Here is a 21,161-nt window from a genome sequence, read left to right as displayed (position 1 = left end):
TTTAAAAAGAGGTAAAAATGAAAAAAGTAATGGTGGTTTTTGGAACAAGACCAGAAGCGATTAAAATGTGTCCGCTTGTAAAAGAGCTAAAAAAAAGAGACAACTTTGAAGTTTGCGTTCTCGTGACGGGACAGCACAAACAAATGCTCAGACAGGTGTTGGATGTTTTTGAAATAAAAGAAGATTACAACTTAGAGATAATGAAGGACAAGCAAACTCTGTTCGATGTTACAACAACCATTTTGGAGAAAATCAAATCAATACTTGAACAAGAAAAACCAGACATCGTGCTGGTACACGGTGACACTTCCACGAGTTTTGTCGCAGGGCTTGCCGCATTTTATTTAAGAATACCGGTAGGTCATGTGGAAGCTGGACTGAGAACTTACAACAAATACTCGCCTTATCCCGAAGAATTTAACAGACAGGCGATAGGTTCGTTGGCGGATTTTCACTTCGCACCGACGACAACTGCGAGGGACAATTTGCTAAGGGAAAACAAAAATGAGTCACGAGTTTTTGTAACTGGGAACACTGTTATTGATGCTTTGCAGACGACAGTTCGTGACAATTACACAAACGAAAATTTAATCGCAGACAAAAAAATGATTCTACTCACAATGCACAGGAGAGAAAATTTGGGAGAATCAATGAAAAATTCATTCAGAGCAATCAAACGAGTTGTCAACGAAAACGAAGACATCTATGTGATTTATCCGATACATTTGAATCCGAAAGTGCGAGAAATCGCAAACGAAGTGTTCGACAATCATCCGAGAATAAAACTCATCGAGCCGTTGAACGTGGTTGATTTTCACAATTTTATGAAACAATCGTATTTTGTGATGACGGATTCTGGTGGAATCCAAGAAGAAGCTCCGGCTCTTGGCAAACCCGTTTTGGTGATGAGAGATACAACTGAAAGGCCCGAAGGAGTAGAGGCTGGGACGTTAAAATTAACGGGACTTTGTGAAGAAGACATCTACAACGAAATGACGACGCTTCTTCACGACAAAAACGAATACGAAAAAATGAGCGAAGCCACAAATCCATACGGAGATGGACACGCATCCGAGAGGATTTGCGACATCTTGTCAGAAAAATTATAAAATTTCAAACAAAAAACCAACTTCATTGAAGTTGGTTTTTTCGCTTATAAAAGCTAACAGATTGGATTTTCTCAATTATCTTAATCTGGAATCGCAATATTGATTATGCGTTTTTTCTAGTCTTTTTTGATTTTCTATCTGAATTAAATAGAGGACTAACTCTTTCGTAGAAGGCATTCATTTGAGCGAAATTCATACTAGCCATATTTGAACTCAAACTTATTGTACAATTTTTACCGAAATTTCTGATTTGTTTTTGTGTTGTATTTGTGAACATAATAATTTCCCCCTTAATTGATTTATTTCTTATTTTTCATTCGGCGAACAAAAATATTCACTGTATGAAAATTGTTCTGTCTAATATTCATAGGATATTCAAAATAAAAATTTTTCATATCCCTCACTGCCTCAAGTATTATATACCCGAAAAATAGCTGTGTCAACAGTTTTTTTTAAGTTATTTTAAAAAAATCTGCAAAAAATTTCTAGGAAAACGAATGAATTTTATGCACAGCGTTTTCATAGCGGATTAATTTTTATGCGAAAAACAATTTTTGAGGAAAACAAATGTTGAGTTATTCGTATTCTCGGGCGAAAATAAAAATTCCCTATTTATTCAATGTTTTCCTGCGGATTTTCACAAAAAAATCAAAAAAAAATTTAGAATTGGGAAAAAATATTTGAAAATCAAATTTGTATATTATTAGTTGCAAAAAAATCTGAATGAATAAAGTTTTTGGACAAAAAAATTAGCCGAATTATTCGGCTAAATAAGTTTGATTTATTTCTTGTCTTCGATGTATTTTATACACAAATCGATAGATGCTTGTAATCCTTCTTGGTGAGTTCTTTCCATTGCGTGTGATGCATCAACTCCAGGGCCAATCAAAGCAACTCTCAAATTATATCCTGCTTCTAATGCTGCTGATCCGTCTGAACTGTAGAATGGATAGATGTCAACTGCGTGAGGGATATTATTTTCTTCACAAATTCTAACCAATCTTTCTTTTAATTCCAAATCGTAAGGGCCTGAAGAATCTGCTGCACAAATTGTTGTCTTAAATTCAGAAGATGTTTGTCCGTCTCCAGGAGCAGCCATGTCAACAACGATGAATTCATCAGTTTCTTCTGGAATTCCGTAGCATGCACCGTGGCCAACTTCTTCGTAGTTTGAAATGAAGAAGTTAAGAGTGTGTTTTGGAGTGATGTTGTTTTCTACGAAATATCTAACTGTTTCATACAATACATATACACAAGCTTTGTCGTCTAAGTGTCTTGATTTTACGAATCCACTTTCTGTTAATTGTGTTCTTGAATCTAAATAGATGAAATCACCAACGTTGATTCCAAGTTTTTTTACATCTTCGGCTGATTCTACCTTTTCGTCGATTCTTATCTCCATTGTCTTGGCAGTTCTCTCGTTGCTTTTAGCTTCTGGACCGTAAACGTGAACTGATTGTTTGTCGTTTAAGCAAGTTCCAGTGTATTTCTTGCCGGACATTGTAGAGATAGTTACGTATTCATTTTCAACAGAGTTGTATGCATAACCACCAACTAAGAATGTTTTTAATCTTCCATTAGGTTTGATTTCTTTAACCATTAATCCCAATGTATCAACGTGAGCTGCGAATGTAGATTGTTTTTCGTCAGTTTCACCACGAAGAGTAACAACCATTGCACCTTTGTTAGTGAAGTTGATTTCAACTTTTCCTAATTCTTCGAATTTTTTTCTAACTTTTTCCATAACGACTTTAGTGTCGCCAGATGGAGAAGAAGTCATTAAAATTTCTTGTAAAAAATCTAAATTTTCCATATTGAGAACCTCCTAAAATATATTTTTATGATAGCACAAACCAAAACGATGTTTCAATACGACGAACTAAAGGTTAATATTTTAACCCAAATCTCGCAAAAAAACGTGATTGAAGAATATTTCAATCACGCGTTTTTGAGCAGGTGAACGCTAAAAGTTCGTCCGTCGTAGTTCAAATTCATCTTGTAGTTCATATCTTCGAGCAAATTGTCTACGATGTACATTCCGATTCCCTTTGATTTGCTTTTTGTTGAGGAAACAAAAGGCTCGGCGATTTTTTTAATTATAGATTCATCTACAAACGTAGGAGAATTTTTTATGGTGATATCGCCTTGGAAATCGCACACTATTGAGCCGTTATTTTCTGTGTACTCTATGGCGTTTTTGAGCAAATTGTCGAAAATTATTCTGAAATGGTCGTAGTCGACAACATCCGTCGTTTCTCCGTTGACAGTCACATTCAAATTCTTGCTCACAATCAAATCGCTGTGGTTGTTCACGGATTCTCTCATTATTTCCGCCAAATCCATCTTCTCCATGATAGGATTTTCGTCGATTTTATTCATAAACATTAAATCGTCGATTAAAATTTGGATTTTGTACAATTTATCTCTCAGTTCGGGCAAGTACTTATCCGTGTCCTTGTATTTTCCGATTTTTGTAATCATACTGTCGTTCAACAATATCGCCGTTTGAAGAGGCGTCTTCAATTCGTGCGATGTGGATTTGATGAAGATTTCCTTTTTTTTGGAGTTTTTTTCGAGGGTTTTGTAGTTTTCAGTCAGCGTCTCGTAGAGCGATTTCAAATTATTTGAAAGTTCCTCGATTTCATCGTTTGTGTGTATACGCAAATCGTAGTTCGCGTTTTTTTGATTTTTTGATTTTATCGTGAAATTTGTCATATCTATGATGGGCTTTGTGATTGATTTTGAGTAGAATTTGTTCGACAAGAAGACGATGAACACGATAAGCAAAAAAATCACCGGAAATGCGGAAATCACAGTCGACTTGATGTCTGAAATGCTGTTGAAAATGTACGGAAACATTGTGATATACATTCCATCGTCCCTTTTTGACATAATGACTAAGTTGGTCGCAGTCGAATCTTTTTCTGTCGATTGGAATTTCAAAATCATATTGTCTTTTTGTCTTTTGAAGTTGATTGTGTCATTTGATTTAACGCTTATGATTTTTGATTTTTTGATGGTTACAAAAGAACTCAAATTTTTTGTCAAATCCTGAGAAATGGGCTTGATGTATTTTAAAACAAAGCTGTCCACGTCTTTTTGCGTGAGATTTTTGTTGTCGCCATTTTTCATAAAATCTATAAGATTTTTGATTTGAGGATTTTTAACTCGGATTGTTGCGTTGAATCTCATAGCACAGACTGTCACATTGTCGGAGTTTTCGGGAATGAATACACTCATCATATTGTCTTTGGCGAGGATGTTTATCTTGTCGTAATTCTTGTTAGTGACGAATGAGTCGTGAACAGAAATGGCGTTGGATTCTGCGGAATCGAGTTTCTTTTCCAAGTAGACGTTGGGCATATAAAAAGCCATATACGAGAATATAATCGTGCAGATTAAGACTGTAAGTATTATATTGTAGAGGAAGTTTTTTTGAGAAATATTTAATTTAAGATTGTTCATTTAATTTGTACCCCGCTCCTATGACCGTTTTGATAAAATCCTTAGGAAGTTTTTTCCTGAGATTTTTTATGTGGGAATCTATAGTTCGACTGCTTCCGTAAAAATCCGTGTCGTAAAGTGAGCTTATTAGATTTTCCCTCGAGAATACTTTGTTTGGATTGTTGATGAACAACGACATTATCTGAAATTCCGTTACGGTCAATTTCAAATCGACCCCGTCTAACAGAACACGAAAGCCTTCTGTGTCCAACGATAGCCCCGATTTTTTCAGATTGTCGTTGGCGCTTCGTCTTTTCATAATCATCTCCAACTTTTTTATCAGAAGAATAGGCAAAACGGGCTTGACAATGTAATCGTCGCAGTACAAATCAAACGCGCTTATCTGCGTGTTCAAATCGTCGAGCGCCGTCAACATCAACACGTTTGTGTCGCAGATTGATTTCGTGTTGCGAATGAATTTGAGCACGTCGATTCCGTTTTTTTCTCCTTCCACCATTATGTCCAAGATTACAGCGTCAAACTTTTCCGATTTTAAAATTTCTATCGCATCGTCTCCGTTTGACGTTTCTACTACACAAAATCCAGCTATTTTCATATATTCAGTTAGAATTTCTCGGATTTGCACCTCGTCTTCCAAGAACAGAATTTTTTTCATAATATCACATCCCATCTCAATTATATACCATCCTCAGTTTGATTTTCTTTTGTTTTTATAAAGAGATATCCAAAACAAAATTGCAGAAAAAAGCACCAACACGACCAACGATTGCAAGAAAGAATAATTCAACTTTGAACCTTTTGCTATCTCATTAACATAATCATAGGACGAGAAGTGGCTTATAGGGAAAAACTCTGCGATTTTTCGCAAGCAAGCTGGCATATCTTCGACCTGTATTCCCATCATTCCACCCAAAATCATACTTAAAAAATATATTCCCATAGTCAATGGAAATGCTATCGCAAATTTCTTCGACAGCAAACAAATCGAATATCCGATTAGAAAAGAAGACACGGCGATGAACGTTGCAAACATTGTGTGTTTTGCTATCGAAACAAAAGCTATGTCAACTTTCAACCCAGTCTTTATAACGACAAAATAAATCGCATTGCAAATCATCCAAAAAACAAAATAAACGGCGAATTTGTATTTTGCCATTTGCAAGTGATTGATGGAAAACAAATCCAACCTATCGTAAACACCTTCCTCCAAGTCCTTGGAAAAAACTGCGGAAAGTCCAATCATAAATATCGACAATGGACTTATTATGCTTAACGTGACAATAATGCCCTGCTTAACTTCGTTCAAATGCGATTGTGGGATGTTTTTTAGTCCTGATATCACGAGAAACGACATCAAAATCGGAAAGACTACTCCGAAAAAAATGCTCGAGAAATTTTGTAATAAAAGACGTATTTCAAATTTGAAGATGTATTTATTCATTATTTCGTTGCCTCCTTGTTAAGTGCATTTAGCACAGTGAGTTCTATAGAATCGTTCAGACGCTCGAACGACTGATTGTTGTCAACCAGTTTTTCAATCAATTTCTTCTCAGATTCTACATCACAAAATCCAGCAGCAATCTTGTTTTCCATAGCGACAAGTCTTGTTTTTTCGTCTATCAAAGATTCAGTGATGGAGTTTTTATCGCAGAGAATCACAGATTTCGAACAGTATTTCAAAAACATTTCCTTTTTATCGCCGAAAAACAACACCTTGCCATCGTTCAAGTACAACAATTTGTCGCAGATGTCCTCCAATTCTTGGTAGTAGTGACTTACCATTAGAATTGTTGTCGGCTTGTCCTTGTAGTAATCGACGATTTTTTTCATCAACGATTGACGAGTAACAAAATCGAGGCCGGTCGTCACCTCGTCAAAAACAGTCACGGGAGAATTTTGCCACATAACCAAAATCAACGTGAGTTTTTGTTTTTCCCCGCCAGACAATTGCTTGAAAGTTTTCTTCAATAATTTTTCAAAATCAAAATATTTAATCAAATCCATCAAATTTTTATCCGATTCTATTTTTCTGTTCGCAATCATTTGGATAATGTCACGAGTTGGGACGGACTCCGAGTAATTGTTGAATTGCATATGAACAGCGATTTTTTCTGGGGCGATATCGTTGTAGATATTTCCATCGTAATTTACAATTCCGAGAATCGCTTTGATGAGTGTCGATTTTCCGGCGCCGTTCGAGCCGATTATTCCGATTTTTTGACAATCTCCAAAAACAATCTCGTCGGTTATGTCGACTGCGAGTTTGTTTTTGTAAGAAACTTTTACATTGTTTAATTTAATCATATACTCCTCCTAACTTGATTTTATTTTACAATCTCGGTGTGGATTTTGTGTGCAAATGATGTATGATTTTCGTAAAAATTTATGATAGAATTAATCGAGGTGAAAAAATGAAAGGATATTTTGCATCGCATTTCTTCAACGACGCTATGTTTCGTTGGACTGAAGAATTGGCGAGTTTTATAGAAAAACAAGTGGACATTGATTTGTATGTGCCACAACGAAATGATTCGATAAACAACAAGAAAGACAATGATGCTACAATCACTGACATCGACATCGCGAGAAACGATATGGCGAAGCTAAAAGAAGCGGACGTTTTGATAGCTTGCCTCGATGGATTGTCGATTGACGACGGAGTTGCAGGAGAAATTATGGCTTTTTCGGTGATGAAAGATTACGAAGAAGAATACAAATTGACGGACAAAAAGAGAATCATCATCGGATTTGTAACGGATATGAGGTATTTGGGAACTGGCGAGAACAAATTATACAGAAACCAAATGATAGTCGGTCAAGTAAAAGACAAGGGATATTTCATTGTGGGCTATCCAAACACAGACGATTACAAAAAAGAAATCGTGAATATTATTAAAAGAGAATACTAGAAAAAGCTAGCTAGAAATAGCTAGTTTTTTTATCGACAAATCACAGGGACAACCATATCATATAAGTGACAAGGATATTCACTATCAGGAGGAAGGACAATGAAAAACAAGTACTTATCAATAATTAGCAAATTAATTTTTTGGTGACATTAATTTTACTGTTTATAATTAACAAGAGAAATATTCAATTACCAAAAATCACATTGATTCTTTTAGTGGGAATTAATATTTTTAGCGCGGCTGCAGATACATTTTTATCGGAAACATCAAAAAAGCTAAAAATTGGATTAATTTCCGCAATGGTAATTTTTTATATAATTTTCATAATTTTAAATATGACTTAATAGCAAATTGAAATATTCTTATCGTAACATATCGAAGTTCTCGTTAAATTTGTTGTAGAAGCAAATTAGTGAGGACTTTTTTGTTGGTATCAGAATTAGATATAACTTGGTGTATAATATAAATGAAAGAATAATTCAAAATAACCAATCAGACAATTTACAGTTTTTATACTATTTTTAAATGAGTTAATATGGTATAATAATTAGTTGTGATTTGCAGTTAACTTAACAGTTAAATAAATCTAATAATTTGAAAGGAAGTTGTTATGAATAAATTAGCGATAATTGGTGCTCAATGGGGAGACGAAGGTAAGGGAAAAGTTGTAAATTATTTTTCCAAGTTTAGTGATATTATTGTGAGAACTTCTGGTGGTGCCAACGCAGGACACACTATTTATTTTAAAGACAAAAAATACGTACATCATTTGTTGCCATCAATAACATTTGACACAGATTCCAAGGGCTTTTTGGCAAAAGGAATGGTAATCGAATTAGAACAAATGATTGAAGAGTTGGAAGTTTTGGAAGCGGATTTCCCTGGAATTTCTAAGAGATTTATGGTCGATGTGGAAACATTTATTGTTCTACCTTACCACAAACAAGAAGACGAATTGTTGGAATCTATGAGAAAAAATCCTATCGGAACTACAAAAAGAGGAATAGGACCTGCTTATCAAGACAAAGCCGCACGACAAAACGTTAGAATTATTGATTTGTTTGATGATGAATCGTTGAGAAAACGTGTTGAAGAAATAGTTTACTTGAAAAACAACATCTACGAAGGAAAAATGCACATCGATGTAGATGAAGTTGTAAAATATTTGCTCGAGAAATTCGACAAATTGTTGGAAATGGGAGTGAAATTCACATCATCATCTGAAATCGAAGATGAAATGAAAAACTCTTACTTGTTGTTTGAAGGAGCGCAAGGAATAATGCTCGACTTAGACTCCGGAACATATCCATACGTTACATCCAGCACGACAACTGCTTACAGCACATCTTGCGCAGATGTCACATTGACTGATGATGACACAATTATGGGAGTTGTAAAAGCGTACACATCCAGAGTTGGCGAAGGAGAATTTCCTACGGAATTGTTCGATGACGAAGCTGACAAGCTTAGAAAATTAGGAAATGAATTTGGAGCAACGACTGGCAGAAACAGACGTGTAGGCTGGATTGACCTTGCACAATTACGTTATGCAATCAAAAAGAGCAAAATCAACTCAATCGTAATGACAAAAGCAGACGTATTGAACGGCTACGACAAAGTAAAAGTGTGTGTTGGATATGAAATTGATGGAGTTGAACAAAAAATGCCATTCATTTCAAATGATTTCAAAAAAGCAAAACCAATCTACAAAGAATTTGATGGTTGGAATGATGTGTTTGAAGTAAACTTCTTGAAATACATGACATTTATCGAAAAAGAATTAGACACAGAAATCTCTTACGTTTCCTATGGTCCAAAAACAGAAGAAATTATGGAAAAAAGAGATTTTATCATGAATATAAAATAAAATATTACAAATTATTCCGTGGGATGCTTCCACGGAATTTTTTTGCCCAAATTTAAATTAATCAAAAAAATTTTTCGAAATTATTGAACATAGTTCAAAAAAGTGGTACAATAAAAAACATCAAAAGAAATGAACATTGTTCAAAAAGAGTGAGAGGAGGATTTTATGTCGTACTTGGATGAAAAGAAAAAGGATAATAAATTACAAATAATCCAATCTGCAATTAAGATGTTTGAGAAAAAGGGCGTTGAGAAGACTACTATCAGGGATATTATGAATAACACTGGTTTGGGATTGGGAACTTTTTATTCGTATTTTAAGGACAAGGAGGATTTGAAGGAACAAATCGTCTTGTCAAAGGTTGTTGATTTGGTGCTTGAAGCCGAGAAAAAATGCACGCAAGAAGACCATGTCGAGAGGTTTATTAGTTTTACAGAGTTTATAATTGATTATTACATTGCTCATACTTTTGAGTTTGAACTTGTTGCGAGCAATTTGAACTGGGCGTTGTATGCGAAGGTTGAAAATGAAGAAAGATTTGTCGAAGCGGACACTACACTGAAATACATTTTGAACAAGTATTCGCAGTTGTTCTCAAGGGAATATTCTGATTCACAAAAATTGTATATTTTGTCTTTGACGATTGAAACTGTGATTTCAACTTGCAAACTTGCAATCAGAAAGGATTCTATTTTATCGATTGATGAAATGAAGTCTGTTTTGGTTGAGGTGATTAAACAAATTTTAAATAGAAAAGGGTGATTTACATGAAGAAATTTTCAGAATTTATAGCTAATCATCCCAAGCTAGTGCTTTTGGTTATGACTTTGTTGTTGATTCCATCAATAATTGGTTACAAGGCTACAAATATCAACTACGATATTTTGTCTTATTTGCCAACTGATTTGAAATCAACACAAGGTCAATCTATTTTGGATAAAGATTTCAAAAACGCAGCTACTGGGATGTTGATTTTAGAAGGCACAGACAACGATGCCGAGAAATTGAGAGAGCAAGTGCAAAAAATCGACGGGGTCGAGGATGTTATCTCCAAGACTTCGATTATTGGGCCGACTGTTCCCAACGAATTTTTGCCAGATGATATTAGAGATGTGTTCTACGCAAAAGATAGCACATTGATGATGGTTAAGTTTAGCGAATCATCATCTTCAATAAGAACTATGAAGGCAATCGAACAAATCAAAAAAATCGAATCGAAACAAAAATATTTGAGTGGAATTAGCGCTCTTGTAAAAGATACGAAGGATTTGATTGACAAGGAAACGCCGATTTATGTAATGTTGGCTGTGGCACTTGGACTTGTGGTGTTGAGCTTGACGAATGAATCGACTGTAATTCCATTCGTGTTTATGTTGAATATAGGATATGCAGTTGTTTATAATTTTGGGACTAATATATTTTTGGGAAAAATATCCTACATTACCAAGGCAATCGCAGCGGTGTTGCAACTTGCTGTAACGATGGATTATTCGATTTTCTTGTATCACAGATACGCAGCGGAAAAGAAAAAGAGAGATTCACACGCAAAGGCAATGGCAAAGGCAATTGAAGCGACATTCTCATCTCTTTTCTCATCTTCACTTACAACTTTTGCGGGATTTTTGGTTTTAATATTGATGAGATTGTCTTTGGGTAAAGACATTGGACTTGTAATGAGCAAGGGCGTGTTCATCGGACTTTTATCTACTTTGATTGTTCTTCCACCAATGCTACTTCTTACAGAAAAAGTTGTGGACAAATACAATCACAAGGTATTACTTCCAGAATTTGACAAATTATCAAACTTCGTCGTAGACAAGAGAAAAGTGTTGGCAATGGTATTTGTAGTGCTATTTATTCCAGCGATTTACGGTTCTGTAAACACAAAATTATACTACAATTTGGATAGATCATTGCCACAAGATTTGGATTCAATAGTATCGCTTAATAAAATGAAGAAAGACTACAATATGGCAAGTACTCATTTTATCGTTGTAAAAGACAATTTAACTAACACTGCTATGAATACTATGATTGATGAATTAAAACATATCGACGGAATAAATTCAGTTGTTGGAACAAGCTCGATTACTGGAGTTACAATTCCTGCAACATTCTTGCCCGACAAACTTCGTGACAATTTCGTAAAAAACGGCTACGAAATGATTATGGTTAATTCAAAATACCAAACAGCATCTGAAGAGGTTAACAAACAAATTTCTCAAATGCGTGATGTAATTGCAAAACACGACAAGGACGGATATTTGACGGGCGAAGCTGTTCTTACAGACGATTTGACAGATATTTCTGACCAAGACTTCAAGATGGTTAACATAGCATCATTAATCGCAGTATTCATAATCATCGCAATATCATTTAAATCATTTGGAATTCCAGTTGTATTGATAGCGGCAATTGAACTTGCAATTCAAATCAACATGGCAATCCCATTCTATTTCAATCAAACAATTCCATTTATCACATCGATTGTTATCGGCGTAATTCAACTGGGATCGACGATAGATTATTCTATACTGATGACCGACAGATTCTTGTACGAATATCGAAAGAGCAAAGATTTAAATGGCTCGTTGAAAACATCGGTAAAAGAAACTTCCAAATCAATTGTTACAAGTGCATTGTCATTTATGGCAGCTACAATTGGCGTAGGAATTTATTCAAAAATGGAAATAGTATCCACAATATGTACGTTACTTGCTAGAGGAGCAATCATCAGTATGGTTGTAATCATAATATTACTTCCAGCAATATTGAGCATTACATTCCCATTTATCAAGAAAACAACTAAAAATTTGGCGTAAAGGAGTACAAATATGAAGAAAAATATCGAAAAAATCTTAGCGTTGTCATTAATTTCTTCGATGACATTTGCTAATTTATCATTTGCAGAACAACAAGATTTAATCAAAAAATCAGAAACTGTTTATGTAACAGTAGAAGGCAATGAAATCAAAGACAAATCAGTCTCTGTGTGGTTAAATTCAGATAAAAATATAAAAGCAAACGACAAATCTAATTTGACAAATGTAAAAGATTTGAAAACAGACAAAATGTTAAAATCTGAAAACGGATATTTGAAATTAGACGAAAACAAAAAAGACATCTACTACAAAGGTGACACCGACAAGAAACTTCCAGTGGATGTATCTGTAAAATACTTCTTGGATGGAAAAGAAATGAAAGCTTCTGAATTGGAAGGAAAATCTGGCCATTTGAAGATTGTAATCACTTCTAAAAATAACAGATACGAAAAGAAAACAATTGATGGTCAGTCCAGAAATATCTACTCACCATACGTTGTAGTCGCTGCGATGACATTTGACGATGAAAAAGTAAACAATGTATCATCAGACGATGTTAAAATCATAAAAGACGGCAAAAACGAAATAGTAACTACGGTTATTACACCAGGGATGAAACAAAACTTGAGAGGGATTGTAGAAGACAAAAATTTGGACAAATTCAAAGACGAAGTTTCGATTGAAATGGACATCAAGGATTACAAACCAGTAGAAATCTATTCTGTAATCACTAATGAATTTTTCCAAGAAAAGAAAAACATCGATTCATTGGATAAACTTCAAAACGGTGTTAAAGAATTACAAGACAATTCACAAAAACTTGTAGACGCATCAGTTAAATTATCTGAAGGACAAGACAAACTAAACTCAGGAATTTCACAAATGCAAACAGGAGTTACCAAACTACACAATGGTTCACAAAAACTTGCATCATCTACACAACAAATGCAAGGCAAATTCTCAGGAATACAATCAAAAGTAGGCCCAATCCAAGGATATATAGCTCAAATGAATGACGGTAGCTTGAAACTATACAACGGAGTTTCAGATTACACAGATGCTGTAGCTAAAATCAAAGAAAACACAGCCAAAATCAAACAAGGCTCCGAAAAATTAGCGAAAGGTGCTACTGATTTGGATAATGGAGTTGGCAAATTAAAAGATGCGACTTCACAATTAAGAGCTGGAACTGAAAATATGAAACAAATGAACGCACAAAAAGACCAATTACTTGAAAAATCAACACAATTATCAAATGGATTGAATGGTTTGGCAGGAAGTTATGGTCAATTAGCAGATACAGTTGAACAAATTTCTGGGAAATCTCAACAATTAAAAGATTCAAGCGCACAATTCAACGAAAAACTACAACAAGTTGCACAATTGGCAGGTGGAGCTGATGGAAGTGCAAACGCAGAAAAAATAGCCCTTGGACTTGAAAGTTCAGCAGAAGGATTGAACAATGCAATCCAACAATTACAAGCAAAAAATGAAGATGGACAACTAAACGACACAATTGCATATCTTCAAGCACAAAAAAATGTAATGTATGCACAAGCAGAGTCCATCAGAAAAGTTGGTTCACAAAACGCTGGGCAACAAAAACTACAAGCAGCATTAAATGAATTAGCACAAAGTTCAAGTCAATTGTCAAAAGGAAACGCTGATTTATCCAATGCACTTATGAGAACATCTGCCGCTATGAATCAATCCAAATCAAAACTTGTAGATTCTTCTAACCAATTATCTCAAGGATTGGGACAAATGGGTGGCGCATTAAATGGAGCAGATGGATTATCAACGTTGAAGGATTCCATCGACAAACTTGACGATGCAACAGGTCAAATCAAAGGTGGAACACAATCATTAAAAGAAGGTACATTGCAAAACGAACAAGCAATGACAATGCTTTTAAATGGAATGGAAGAATTGGATAAGAATTCAAGTGCATTAGTTGAAGGCTCTAAGAAATTATCTGGTGGATTGCAAGAGTTCAACAAACAATCAGCTCTTTTATCTTCGTTGTCACAAATCAATGAAAAAGCCATCATTCCAATGAGTAATGCAATCAATATGTTAAACGATGGACTTGGACAATTAGATTCATCAACAGGACAATTGAAATCAGGAAGCGACAAGCTTTCATCTGGACAAAAAGAATTCAGTTCCAAATTAAAAGAGTACAAAGAAAAAGGAATTGATGAATTATCCAACAAGACAAAAGATTTGAACAAATTCAAAGACATTGTAAATGCTATGAGTGATTTGGCAGTAAAAGATTCTTCATTTACAGGGACAGACGATAATTTTGAAACAAAATCTAGAATCGTCGAAAAAATAAAATAGTCATCTTTACAAAAACAATCTATTCTGATACAATTTTAAATATCAAGGAAGAGAATATTAATTCTGTACGATTTTTCAGAGAGAAAGTGTGTGGTGCGAACTTTCATTTACGGCGGGATGAACCTAACTCAGAGATTGTGTCAAAAGCACAGGGTTGTCACCTTATAACTTTAAAATTGAAGTGGTATAGCGATCCTTCGTCTTCGTGACGGGGGATTTTTTTTTAGATACAAAAATTGAAACACTTAAAAAAGGAGATTGATTTATTATGAGAATGAATAAATTTTATATGCCAACATTGAGAGAAGACCCTCAAGATGCTGAGATAGCAAGCCACAAATTGCTGTTGAGAGCTGGTATGATTAGAAAGACGGCAGCAGGATTATACAGTTATTTGCCATTGGGATATCGAATTGTAAGAAAGGTAGAAAACATCGTTCGTGAAGAAATGGATAACTACAACTCACAAGAAATTCATATGCCAATCACTCAACCTCGTGAAATCTGGGAAGAATCTGGAAGATGGAAGACATTTGGACCAGAAATGTTCAAGCTCAAAGACAGAAACAACCGTGAATTTTGTCTTGGACCAACAGCTGAGGAGTATTTTACAGATTTAGTAAAAGGAGAAATCAAAAGCTACAAGCAACTTCCTCTCAATATCTACCAAATTCAAACGAAATACCGTGACGAAAAAAGACCGAGATTTGGAATCAATCGTTCGAGAGAATTTTTGATGAAGGACGCTTATTCATTCGACGTTGACGAAGAATCTATGGTCGAAGCATATATGAATATGTGGAGAGCATACGAGGTTGTCTTCAACAGACTGGGTTTGGATTACAAAATCGTTGCGGGAGATAGCGGTGCTATGGGCGGTAACAGTTCGCACGAGTTTATCGCGTTGAGTGATGTCGGCGAAGGCGTGATTTGTTACAGTGACGACAGCGATTTTGCGGCTACTGATGAAAAGGCGTATGTTTACTATCAAGTGAACGATGAAAATGTGGAAAAACTTTCGTCAGAAAAAGTCCTCACACCAAACTGCAAGACGATTGAAGAAGTGAGCGAGTTTTTGAATGTTGATGCAGCGCATTGCTTGAAGGCTGTGGATTTAATGGTAGAAGGAAAACCTGTCATAGTTTTCATTCCTGGTGACCGTGAGCTCAATATGTCCAAGCTTGTCGGATATTTGAAATGTCCAGAACACGAAGTTGAAATGATGGAAGAACAAAATATCTTGGATTTGAACAGTGCCCCAGGATTTACAGGCCCAATCGGACTGGATTGTAGAATTATAATCGATTCGAGAGTTACTCAGATGAAGAATTTTGTCGTTGGAGCGAATGAAGAAAACTACCACATTAAAAATGTAAACTATGGAGATGATTTCGAAGGAGAAATCGTGGAAGATTTGTTGATGGTACAAGAGGGCGATATCGACCCTGAAACAAAATCTCCATTGAAATTCAAGAGAGGAATCGAAGTCGGAAATATCTTCCAATTGGGACAAAAATACTCCAAGAGTATGAATGCGACGTTCCTAGATGAAAATGGAAAAGAACAATTCTTCTGGATGGGTTCGTACGGAATCGGTGTTACGAGAAGTGTCAGCGCAATTGTCGAACAAAACCACGACGACAAGGGAATGATTTGGCCATTAGTCGTAGCTCCATATCATGTAATCATCACAATTGTTAACACAAAAGATGAAGAACAAAACACTCTCGCAGAAAAACTTTACGAAAAATTACTTCTTCAAGGAGTAGAAGTTCTACTTGATGACAGAAAAGAAAGAGCCGGAGTCAAATTCAACGATCGTGATTTGATAGGAATCCCATTGAGAATAACAGTCGGCAAGAAAGCTGCTGAGGACATCGTAGAATTTTCTGAAAGAAAAACGCTCGAAAATGTAGAATTGTCATCACAGGACGCATACGACAAAGTAATGGAAATCATCAACTCCAACTTGAAATCAATTGGTGGATTATACAGATAATTTATACTGATATTTAAAATGAAAACTACGGGTGAAATTGCTCGTAGTTTTTTTATTTAGAAAAATGTAAAGTATACTTGACAAAAAAATGTAAAGTGTACTATACTAAAAAATGTAAAGTGAACTTTGCAAAGGAGGAAAAATGAAAAATATTATTTCCCAATTAAGAAAAGAAAACAAAATTACTCAAGAAGAATTGGCGAATGAGGTAGGAGTGACAAGACAAACTATCACATCGATAGAAAACGGAAAATACATCGCATCACTACCACTTGCATTCAAAATCGCAAAATTCTTCGCAATGAAAATCGAAGACATATTTACAATGGAGGATGATGATTAAATGAAAAACTTACAAAACTACAGAAAAGAAATAGCGCGTAGAATATCTTTGCTAGTAGTATTTTGCGTCACAGCTCTCTTAGCTATTTCTCTAGGAGCGGACTTTTTGAAAGATATATCACCACAGGCTTCAGATACAACGGACTATGTTTTGGGATTTTTCACAGGAATAGAACTGGTTTGCGTATTTTATATGGGATGTTTGATAAGAGCCTACAGAGATGAAAAATATCTAAAAGAAATGTACACAAAAGAAACGGACGAACGTGAAATATTAATTAGAATGAAATCCGGAAAAGAAATTGTACCAATATTGTCATTAGTCATAGCGGTAATCGCCTGTGTAATGTCTTATGTAAACTATGAAGTGTTCATCGCACTTACAGCAGTAGCCATTGCACAAATAATTATAACTTTGATTTTGAAAATATATTGGAGCCGGAAATTGTAGTAATAAAATTTTTTTTCTCGCCACATTCGATTTATCATAGCCAAATCGACAAAAATGGCGAGAAAAATCTCGCCAACGTTGATTTATCTACGCCATTTATGATATAATGGCGAGAAAGATGGTGAGTAATATGAGAGAGTTTGATTATTCAAAATTGTTACAATTAAATATTCCTGCAAATATGTACGATTTGATATCAAAAATTTACGAATATAAAGGTAAACAGGAACTTTATGTAGCAAATTTTTCGGATGTACTTGAAAAGATGGTGGAGGTTGCGAAGATTCAGTCAACAAAATCTTCTAATGCAATCGAAGGGATTTCTACAAATGATAGCAGATTAGAAGAATTGATGAATAAAAAAAGTGAACCCAGAAATAGAAATGAAGAGGAAATATACGGATATAGGGAAGTGCTGGATATTATCCACGAAAATTATATGGATATTGAATTTACGAAAAATAATATCTTGACCCTTCATAGTAGGTTGTATTATTACTCTTCTGAAAGTCATAAAGGTAAATTCAAAACTATCGATAATAGCATTGTGGAAACAAATGTATTTGGAGAGAAAAAAATAAGGTTTCAGCCAGTATCTGCATTTGAAACGGAAAATTATATTTATAAGATGATTAGTGCTTATGATGAAGCCGTAAAATTAAACATACCACCATTGTTGTTAATTCCAGCTGTGGTGCATGATTTTTTGTGTATTCATCCTTTTTATGACGGAAATGGAAGAATGTCAAGGCTGTTGACGCTTTTACTTTTATACAAAAATGGATTTTTCGTAGGAAAATATATTTCCTTGGAAATGATAATTGAAGATACTAAGGATATGTATTATGAACAATTACAAGCATCAAGCGAGAATTGGCATTCTGGAGAGAATAACGAGTTGCCATTTATAAAATATATGTTGTCGGTTATTTACAAAGCGTATTTCGAGTGTGATGAAAGATTCAGACTTATAGGAGAGAAATCTTTGACATCTTCTGAGAGAATTATGAAAGTTTTCGAGAAAACTTTAGAACCGTTGTCTAAGTCTGATATAGTTATACTCTGTCCAGATATTTCTCAGAGAACTGTTGAAAGAGCCTTGAAAGAATTAAAAGACAGAAAATTAATTAAACAAATAGGTAGTGGAAGAGCAACTAAATATATTAAGGATTAATTTTTGAAATCGAAAAAGCTGTGAGTTTTCTCGCAGCTTTTGTTTTTTGTTAAAAGAAACAATGGTTACCGTCACAGCAGTCGTCTGAGATAAGTGCGACAGAATCGCAGGATGGTTTTTTAATTTTGGCTACGAAATAAGCTATAATTGTTTTATTTTTCAAATTAGGGGTATAATTGAATGAAAACAACGCGATATTTTTATATAAAAAGGGAATGGAAAGTTATGAAAACTGACAAAATGATTTTAAGAAAATTTACAATAAATGATGCAGAAAAAATGTTTGAAAATTGGTCAAGCGACAGCAGAGTTACGAAGTTTTTGTCGTGGAATCCTCACACAAAAGTCTCAGAATCTGAAAATATTATTAAACAATGGATAAATGATGACAAGAACATCAATTTTGCAATCTGTAACACTGACGATGAAAACATCGGTAGCATTGCAGCTAGGTTAATCAAAGAAAACCCCAAGACTTATAATATCGGTTATTGTTTGGGATACGATTATTGGTCACAGGGAATAATGACAGAGTCTTTGAAGCTAATGCTAAAATATTTGTTTGAAGAAAAACACGCAGTCAGAGTAGAAGCTACACACGACAGGAGAAATCCTGCCAGTGGCAAGGTTATGGTGAATGCCCGTATGAAATACGAAGGATGTCTTCGAAAAAGATCGGTCAACAATCATGGCGTGGAAGATGCTTGTATGTATTCTATGATTGATGAAGATTACGAATGTGATTTCGTGATTCCTGAATTTGACGAGATGAATTTCAGAGAAAAGTTGTTGGCAGATGAAAATACGATGAGTTTCAACGAAAAATACGGCGGAGCTATTGATTTCTCAGAAGACAAATGGCGAAATTGGTATGACAAATGGATAAATTCTGACGACAGATTTTACTATTATATTATGGGTCGTAACAAGCCTGTAGGAGAATGTTGTATATATAAGGAAGATGATAGGTGGATTTGCAGTCTAATTGTAAAAGACGAATACAGAAACAATGGCTACGGGGAAAGAGCGTTGATGTTTTTGATTGATTTGGCAAAAAAATTGGACATAGATGAATTATACGATGATATTGGTACCGACAATCCTTCGCTTGATTTGTTTTTGAAATGTGGATTTGAAATCGTGGACGCTAATGAAGAGTGTTCAACTGTAAGAATTAAAACGAGTTAACTTGTATTAATTTTTCGTTAGGAGTATGATGGTATATAGCATTTTCAAATGAACGATAGAATGGATGATTAAATGAAGAATAAAAAATTTTACAAAAGAGCGATAGAAATTGCTTGGCCATCTGTGTTGGAGAGTTTTTTCATAGCGCTGGCGGGAATTATCGACACTTATATGGTTAGCTCGATCGGCAGTTCTGCAGTTGCAGCGGTGGGACTTACAACACAGCCCAAATTCATAGCGCTGTCGATGTTTTTTGCAATCAACATCGCAACATCGGCACTCGTAGCCAGACGCCTCGGCGAAAAAGACAAAGAAGGTGCGAACAGGATTTTGGTGACAACACTTTTAATGTCGGTTTTGTTGACGGTTGTGGTGAGTAGTTTTATGGTTTGCTACTCGGATTCAATCCTGAAACTAGCTGGAAGTAACTCCGACACTCACACAGACGCATTCAATTATTTCAGAATAATTATGGGCGGAATGATTTTTACTGTAATCAGTATGGCAATCAACGCAGCGCAAAGAGGAAGCGGAAACACGAGAATCGCATTCACAACCAATCTAGTCTCCAGCGTTGTCAACATTTTTTTCAATTACTGCCTCATAGGTGGTAACTTCGGATTTCCACGACTTGGAGTTTCTGGAGCTGCCATGGCGACGGTGACAGGAACAGTTGTCAGCAGTTTGATGTGCGTCAAATCGCTCTACAAAAAAGACGGATTCGTACAAATCAAATACATTTTCGAAGAGAAAATCAAACCGACACTTGACGTGTTCGTCAGCATCGTCAAACTAGGGACGAACTTGTTCGTGGAAAACATAGCCATGAGAATCGGATTTTTGACAACGGCGTTGATGGCAGCAAGCCTCGGCACGGACACATTTGCAGCGCACAATGTCGGAATGAACATACTAAGTATATGCTTTGCATTCGCAGACGGAATGCAAGTCGCAGCTGTCGTACTCACAGGTTCGAGCCTCGGTGCCGGAAAAAAAGAAGACGCCAAAATTTTCGGAAAAGTCTGTCAGAGAATCGGATTTTGCATATCAATGGTATTGTGTGTAATACTGTTGTGCTTCGGCAAGCAAATCTTCGATTTATTCTTCGAAAAGCAATCAATCGTTCAAACCGGAGAGATAATCGCACGATTTATCGCCGTGATAGCACTTCTACAAATCTCGCAGATAATCTACGGAGGATGTTTGAGGTCGGCTGGAGATGTAAAATACACGCTGATATCTTCAATCGTAAGTGTGACCATCATCAGAACAACAGTCACATACATCCTTGTATCTGTGTTTAAAATGGGAATAGTCGGCATCTGGCTCGGAGTGCTATCCGACCAATCGTCGAGATTTTTATTCAACTCAACAAGATTTAGACAGGGAAAATGGGTCAACATCAAAATATAAAATTCGCCTCGCTGGGGGCGATTTTTAGTACCATAAATAGTGTAAGAAAGGAAGTAATTCCTATCTTGCACTATTT

18 protein-coding genes are annotated in these 21,161 nt (G+C 35.4%); 12 read left to right on the top strand and 6 right to left on the bottom strand.

The window, feature by feature from the left end; translation table 11 throughout:
• The first annotated feature begins 17 nt into the window (after positions 1 to 17).
• On the top strand, positions 18 to 1,109 hold the full coding sequence (gene wecB / locus Q0X02_RS00090) for a non-hydrolyzing UDP-N-acetylglucosamine 2-epimerase (RefSeq protein ID WP_297809710.1): 1,092 nt from the start codon (positions 18 to 20) through the stop codon (positions 1,107 to 1,109).
• 103 nt (positions 1,110 to 1,212) lie between these two features.
• Here wecB and Q0X02_RS00085 read toward each other — a convergent pair whose 3' ends face one another.
• The 6 genes from Q0X02_RS00085 to Q0X02_RS00060 all read right to left on the bottom strand — a co-directional run bounded on the left by Q0X02_RS00085 (position 1,213) and on the right by Q0X02_RS00060 (position 6,878).
• Complete coding sequence (locus Q0X02_RS00085) at positions 1,213 to 1,386, bottom strand: hypothetical protein (RefSeq protein ID WP_297809708.1); 174 nt, start codon at positions 1,384 to 1,386, stop codon at positions 1,213 to 1,215.
• Positions 1,387 to 1,890: 504 nt separating this feature from the next.
• Positions 1,891 to 2,922, bottom strand: coding sequence for a M42 family metallopeptidase (locus tag Q0X02_RS00080; protein ID WP_002840171.1), 1,032 nt, complete (start codon positions 2,920 to 2,922; stop codon positions 1,891 to 1,893).
• A 125-nt stretch (positions 2,923 to 3,047) separates the two neighbouring features.
• Positions 3,048 to 4,574: a HAMP domain-containing sensor histidine kinase gene (locus Q0X02_RS00075; RefSeq protein ID WP_297809701.1), complete on the bottom strand. Its 1,527-nt coding sequence runs from the start codon at positions 4,572 to 4,574 to the stop codon at positions 3,048 to 3,050.
• Positions 4,561 to 5,229, bottom strand: coding sequence for a response regulator transcription factor (locus tag Q0X02_RS00070; RefSeq protein WP_297809698.1), 669 nt, complete (start codon positions 5,227 to 5,229; stop codon positions 4,561 to 4,563). Before Q0X02_RS00070 ends, Q0X02_RS00075 begins: the two co-directional genes overlap by 14 nt.
• Positions 5,230 to 5,262: 33 nt before the next feature.
• Positions 5,263 to 6,015, bottom strand: a complete 753-nt coding sequence (locus Q0X02_RS00065) for an ABC transporter permease (RefSeq protein ID WP_297809695.1) — start codon at positions 6,013 to 6,015, stop codon at positions 5,263 to 5,265.
• Positions 6,015 to 6,878 (bottom strand): ATP-binding cassette domain-containing protein, encoded by an 864-nt coding sequence (locus Q0X02_RS00060; protein ID WP_297809691.1) that lies wholly within the window; start codon positions 6,876 to 6,878, stop codon positions 6,015 to 6,017. The genes Q0X02_RS00065 and Q0X02_RS00060 overlap by 1 nt, the downstream gene beginning before the upstream one ends.
• A gap of 107 nt (positions 6,879 to 6,985) precedes the next feature.
• Here Q0X02_RS00060 and Q0X02_RS00055 point away from each other — a divergent pair, with 107 nt between their 5' ends.
• The 11 genes from Q0X02_RS00055 (at position 6,986) to Q0X02_RS00005 (ending at position 21,085) form a co-directional block, all read left to right on the top strand.
• A complete protein-coding gene (locus tag Q0X02_RS00055) occupies positions 6,986 to 7,483 on the top strand; it encodes a nucleoside 2-deoxyribosyltransferase (protein WP_297809688.1) in 498 nt (165 codons plus the stop codon).
• A gap of 610 nt (positions 7,484 to 8,093) precedes the next feature.
• The gene (locus Q0X02_RS00050) at positions 8,094 to 9,350 is read left to right on the top strand and encodes an adenylosuccinate synthase (RefSeq protein WP_297809685.1); all 1,257 of its coding nucleotides are present in this window, start codon (positions 8,094 to 8,096) and stop codon (positions 9,348 to 9,350) included.
• 165 nt (positions 9,351 to 9,515) lie between these two features.
• Entirely contained in the window at positions 9,516 to 10,112 is a 597-nt protein-coding gene (locus tag Q0X02_RS00045) for a TetR/AcrR family transcriptional regulator (RefSeq protein WP_297809681.1), read from the top strand.
• A gap of 5 nt (positions 10,113 to 10,117) precedes the next feature.
• Positions 10,118 to 12,172 carry an RND family transporter gene (locus Q0X02_RS00040; RefSeq protein WP_297809678.1) on the top strand — a complete coding sequence of 685 codons (2,055 nt, stop codon included), beginning with the start codon at positions 10,118 to 10,120 and terminating at the stop codon, positions 12,170 to 12,172.
• Positions 12,173 to 12,184: 12 nt separating this feature from the next.
• Positions 12,185 to 14,518, top strand: a complete 2,334-nt coding sequence (locus tag Q0X02_RS00035) for a hypothetical protein (RefSeq protein WP_297809675.1) — start codon at positions 12,185 to 12,187, stop codon at positions 14,516 to 14,518.
• Between the two features lie 268 nt (positions 14,519 to 14,786).
• Positions 14,787 to 16,517 carry a proline--tRNA ligase gene (locus Q0X02_RS00030; protein WP_297809672.1) on the top strand — a complete coding sequence of 577 codons (1,731 nt, stop codon included), beginning with the start codon at positions 14,787 to 14,789 and terminating at the stop codon, positions 16,515 to 16,517.
• Between the two features lie 142 nt (positions 16,518 to 16,659).
• Positions 16,660 to 16,860 carry a helix-turn-helix transcriptional regulator gene (locus Q0X02_RS00025; RefSeq protein ID WP_297809669.1) on the top strand — a complete coding sequence of 67 codons (201 nt, stop codon included), beginning with the start codon at positions 16,660 to 16,662 and terminating at the stop codon, positions 16,858 to 16,860.
• Complete coding sequence (locus tag Q0X02_RS00020; RefSeq protein WP_297809665.1) at positions 16,861 to 17,310, top strand: hypothetical protein; 450 nt, start codon at positions 16,861 to 16,863, stop codon at positions 17,308 to 17,310.
• 130 nt (positions 17,311 to 17,440) lie between these two features.
• Entirely contained in the window at positions 17,441 to 18,484 is a 1,044-nt protein-coding gene (locus tag Q0X02_RS00015) for a Fic family protein (RefSeq protein WP_366093789.1), read from the top strand.
• Positions 18,485 to 18,709: 225 nt separating this feature from the next.
• Positions 18,710 to 19,672 carry a GNAT family N-acetyltransferase gene (locus tag Q0X02_RS00010; protein WP_297809659.1) on the top strand — a complete coding sequence of 321 codons (963 nt, stop codon included), beginning with the start codon at positions 18,710 to 18,712 and terminating at the stop codon, positions 19,670 to 19,672.
• Positions 19,673 to 19,744: 72 nt separating this feature from the next.
• Positions 19,745 to 21,085, top strand: coding sequence for an MATE family efflux transporter (locus Q0X02_RS00005; protein ID WP_297809656.1), 1,341 nt, complete (start codon positions 19,745 to 19,747; stop codon positions 21,083 to 21,085).
• Positions 21,086 to 21,161 lie beyond the last annotated feature (76 nt).

Origin of the sequence: uncultured Finegoldia sp. (genome assembly GCF_947252345.1) — a bacterium.
Taxonomy (GTDB): domain Bacteria; phylum Bacillota; class Clostridia; order Tissierellales; family Peptoniphilaceae; genus Finegoldia.
The sequence above is the reverse complement of the archived record's forward strand: the minus strand, read 5'-3'. Positions and strand labels throughout refer to the sequence as shown.

Bases quoted from the DNA above. Each gene is read 5' to 3' on its own strand.
- wecB (WP_297809710.1), top strand. From the start codon at position 18: ATGAAAAAAGTAATGGTGGTTTTTGGAACAAGACCAGAAGCGATTAAA.
- Q0X02_RS00085 (WP_297809708.1), bottom strand. From the start codon at position 1,386: ATGTTCACAAATACAACACAAAAACAAATCAGAAATTTCGGTAAAAAT.
- Q0X02_RS00080 (WP_002840171.1), bottom strand. From the start codon at position 2,922: ATGGAAAATTTAGATTTTTTACAAGAAATTTTAATGACTTCTTCTCCA.
- Q0X02_RS00075 (WP_297809701.1), bottom strand. From the start codon at position 4,574: ATGAACAATCTTAAATTAAATATTTCTCAAAAAAACTTCCTCTACAAT.
- Q0X02_RS00070 (WP_297809698.1), bottom strand. From the start codon at position 5,229: ATGAAAAAAATTCTGTTCTTGGAAGACGAGGTGCAAATCCGAGAAATT.
- Q0X02_RS00065 (WP_297809695.1), bottom strand. From the start codon at position 6,015: ATGAATAAATACATCTTCAAATTTGAAATACGTCTTTTATTACAAAAT.
- Q0X02_RS00060 (WP_297809691.1), bottom strand. From the start codon at position 6,878: ATGATTAAATTAAACAATGTAAAAGTTTCTTACAAAAACAAACTCGCA.
- Q0X02_RS00055 (WP_297809688.1), top strand. From the start codon at position 6,986: ATGAAAGGATATTTTGCATCGCATTTCTTCAACGACGCTATGTTTCGT.
- Q0X02_RS00050 (WP_297809685.1), top strand. From the start codon at position 8,094: ATGAATAAATTAGCGATAATTGGTGCTCAATGGGGAGACGAAGGTAAG.
- Q0X02_RS00045 (WP_297809681.1), top strand. From the start codon at position 9,516: ATGTCGTACTTGGATGAAAAGAAAAAGGATAATAAATTACAAATAATC.
- Q0X02_RS00040 (WP_297809678.1), top strand. From the start codon at position 10,118: ATGAAGAAATTTTCAGAATTTATAGCTAATCATCCCAAGCTAGTGCTT.
- Q0X02_RS00035 (WP_297809675.1), top strand. From the start codon at position 12,185: ATGAAGAAAAATATCGAAAAAATCTTAGCGTTGTCATTAATTTCTTCG.
- Q0X02_RS00030 (WP_297809672.1), top strand. From the start codon at position 14,787: ATGAGAATGAATAAATTTTATATGCCAACATTGAGAGAAGACCCTCAA.
- Q0X02_RS00025 (WP_297809669.1), top strand. From the start codon at position 16,660: ATGAAAAATATTATTTCCCAATTAAGAAAAGAAAACAAAATTACTCAA.
- Q0X02_RS00020 (WP_297809665.1), top strand. From the start codon at position 16,861: ATGAAAAACTTACAAAACTACAGAAAAGAAATAGCGCGTAGAATATCT.
- Q0X02_RS00015 (WP_366093789.1), top strand. From the start codon at position 17,441: ATGAGAGAGTTTGATTATTCAAAATTGTTACAATTAAATATTCCTGCA.
- Q0X02_RS00010 (WP_297809659.1), top strand. From the start codon at position 18,710: ATGAAAACTGACAAAATGATTTTAAGAAAATTTACAATAAATGATGCA.
- Q0X02_RS00005 (WP_297809656.1), top strand. From the start codon at position 19,745: ATGAAGAATAAAAAATTTTACAAAAGAGCGATAGAAATTGCTTGGCCA.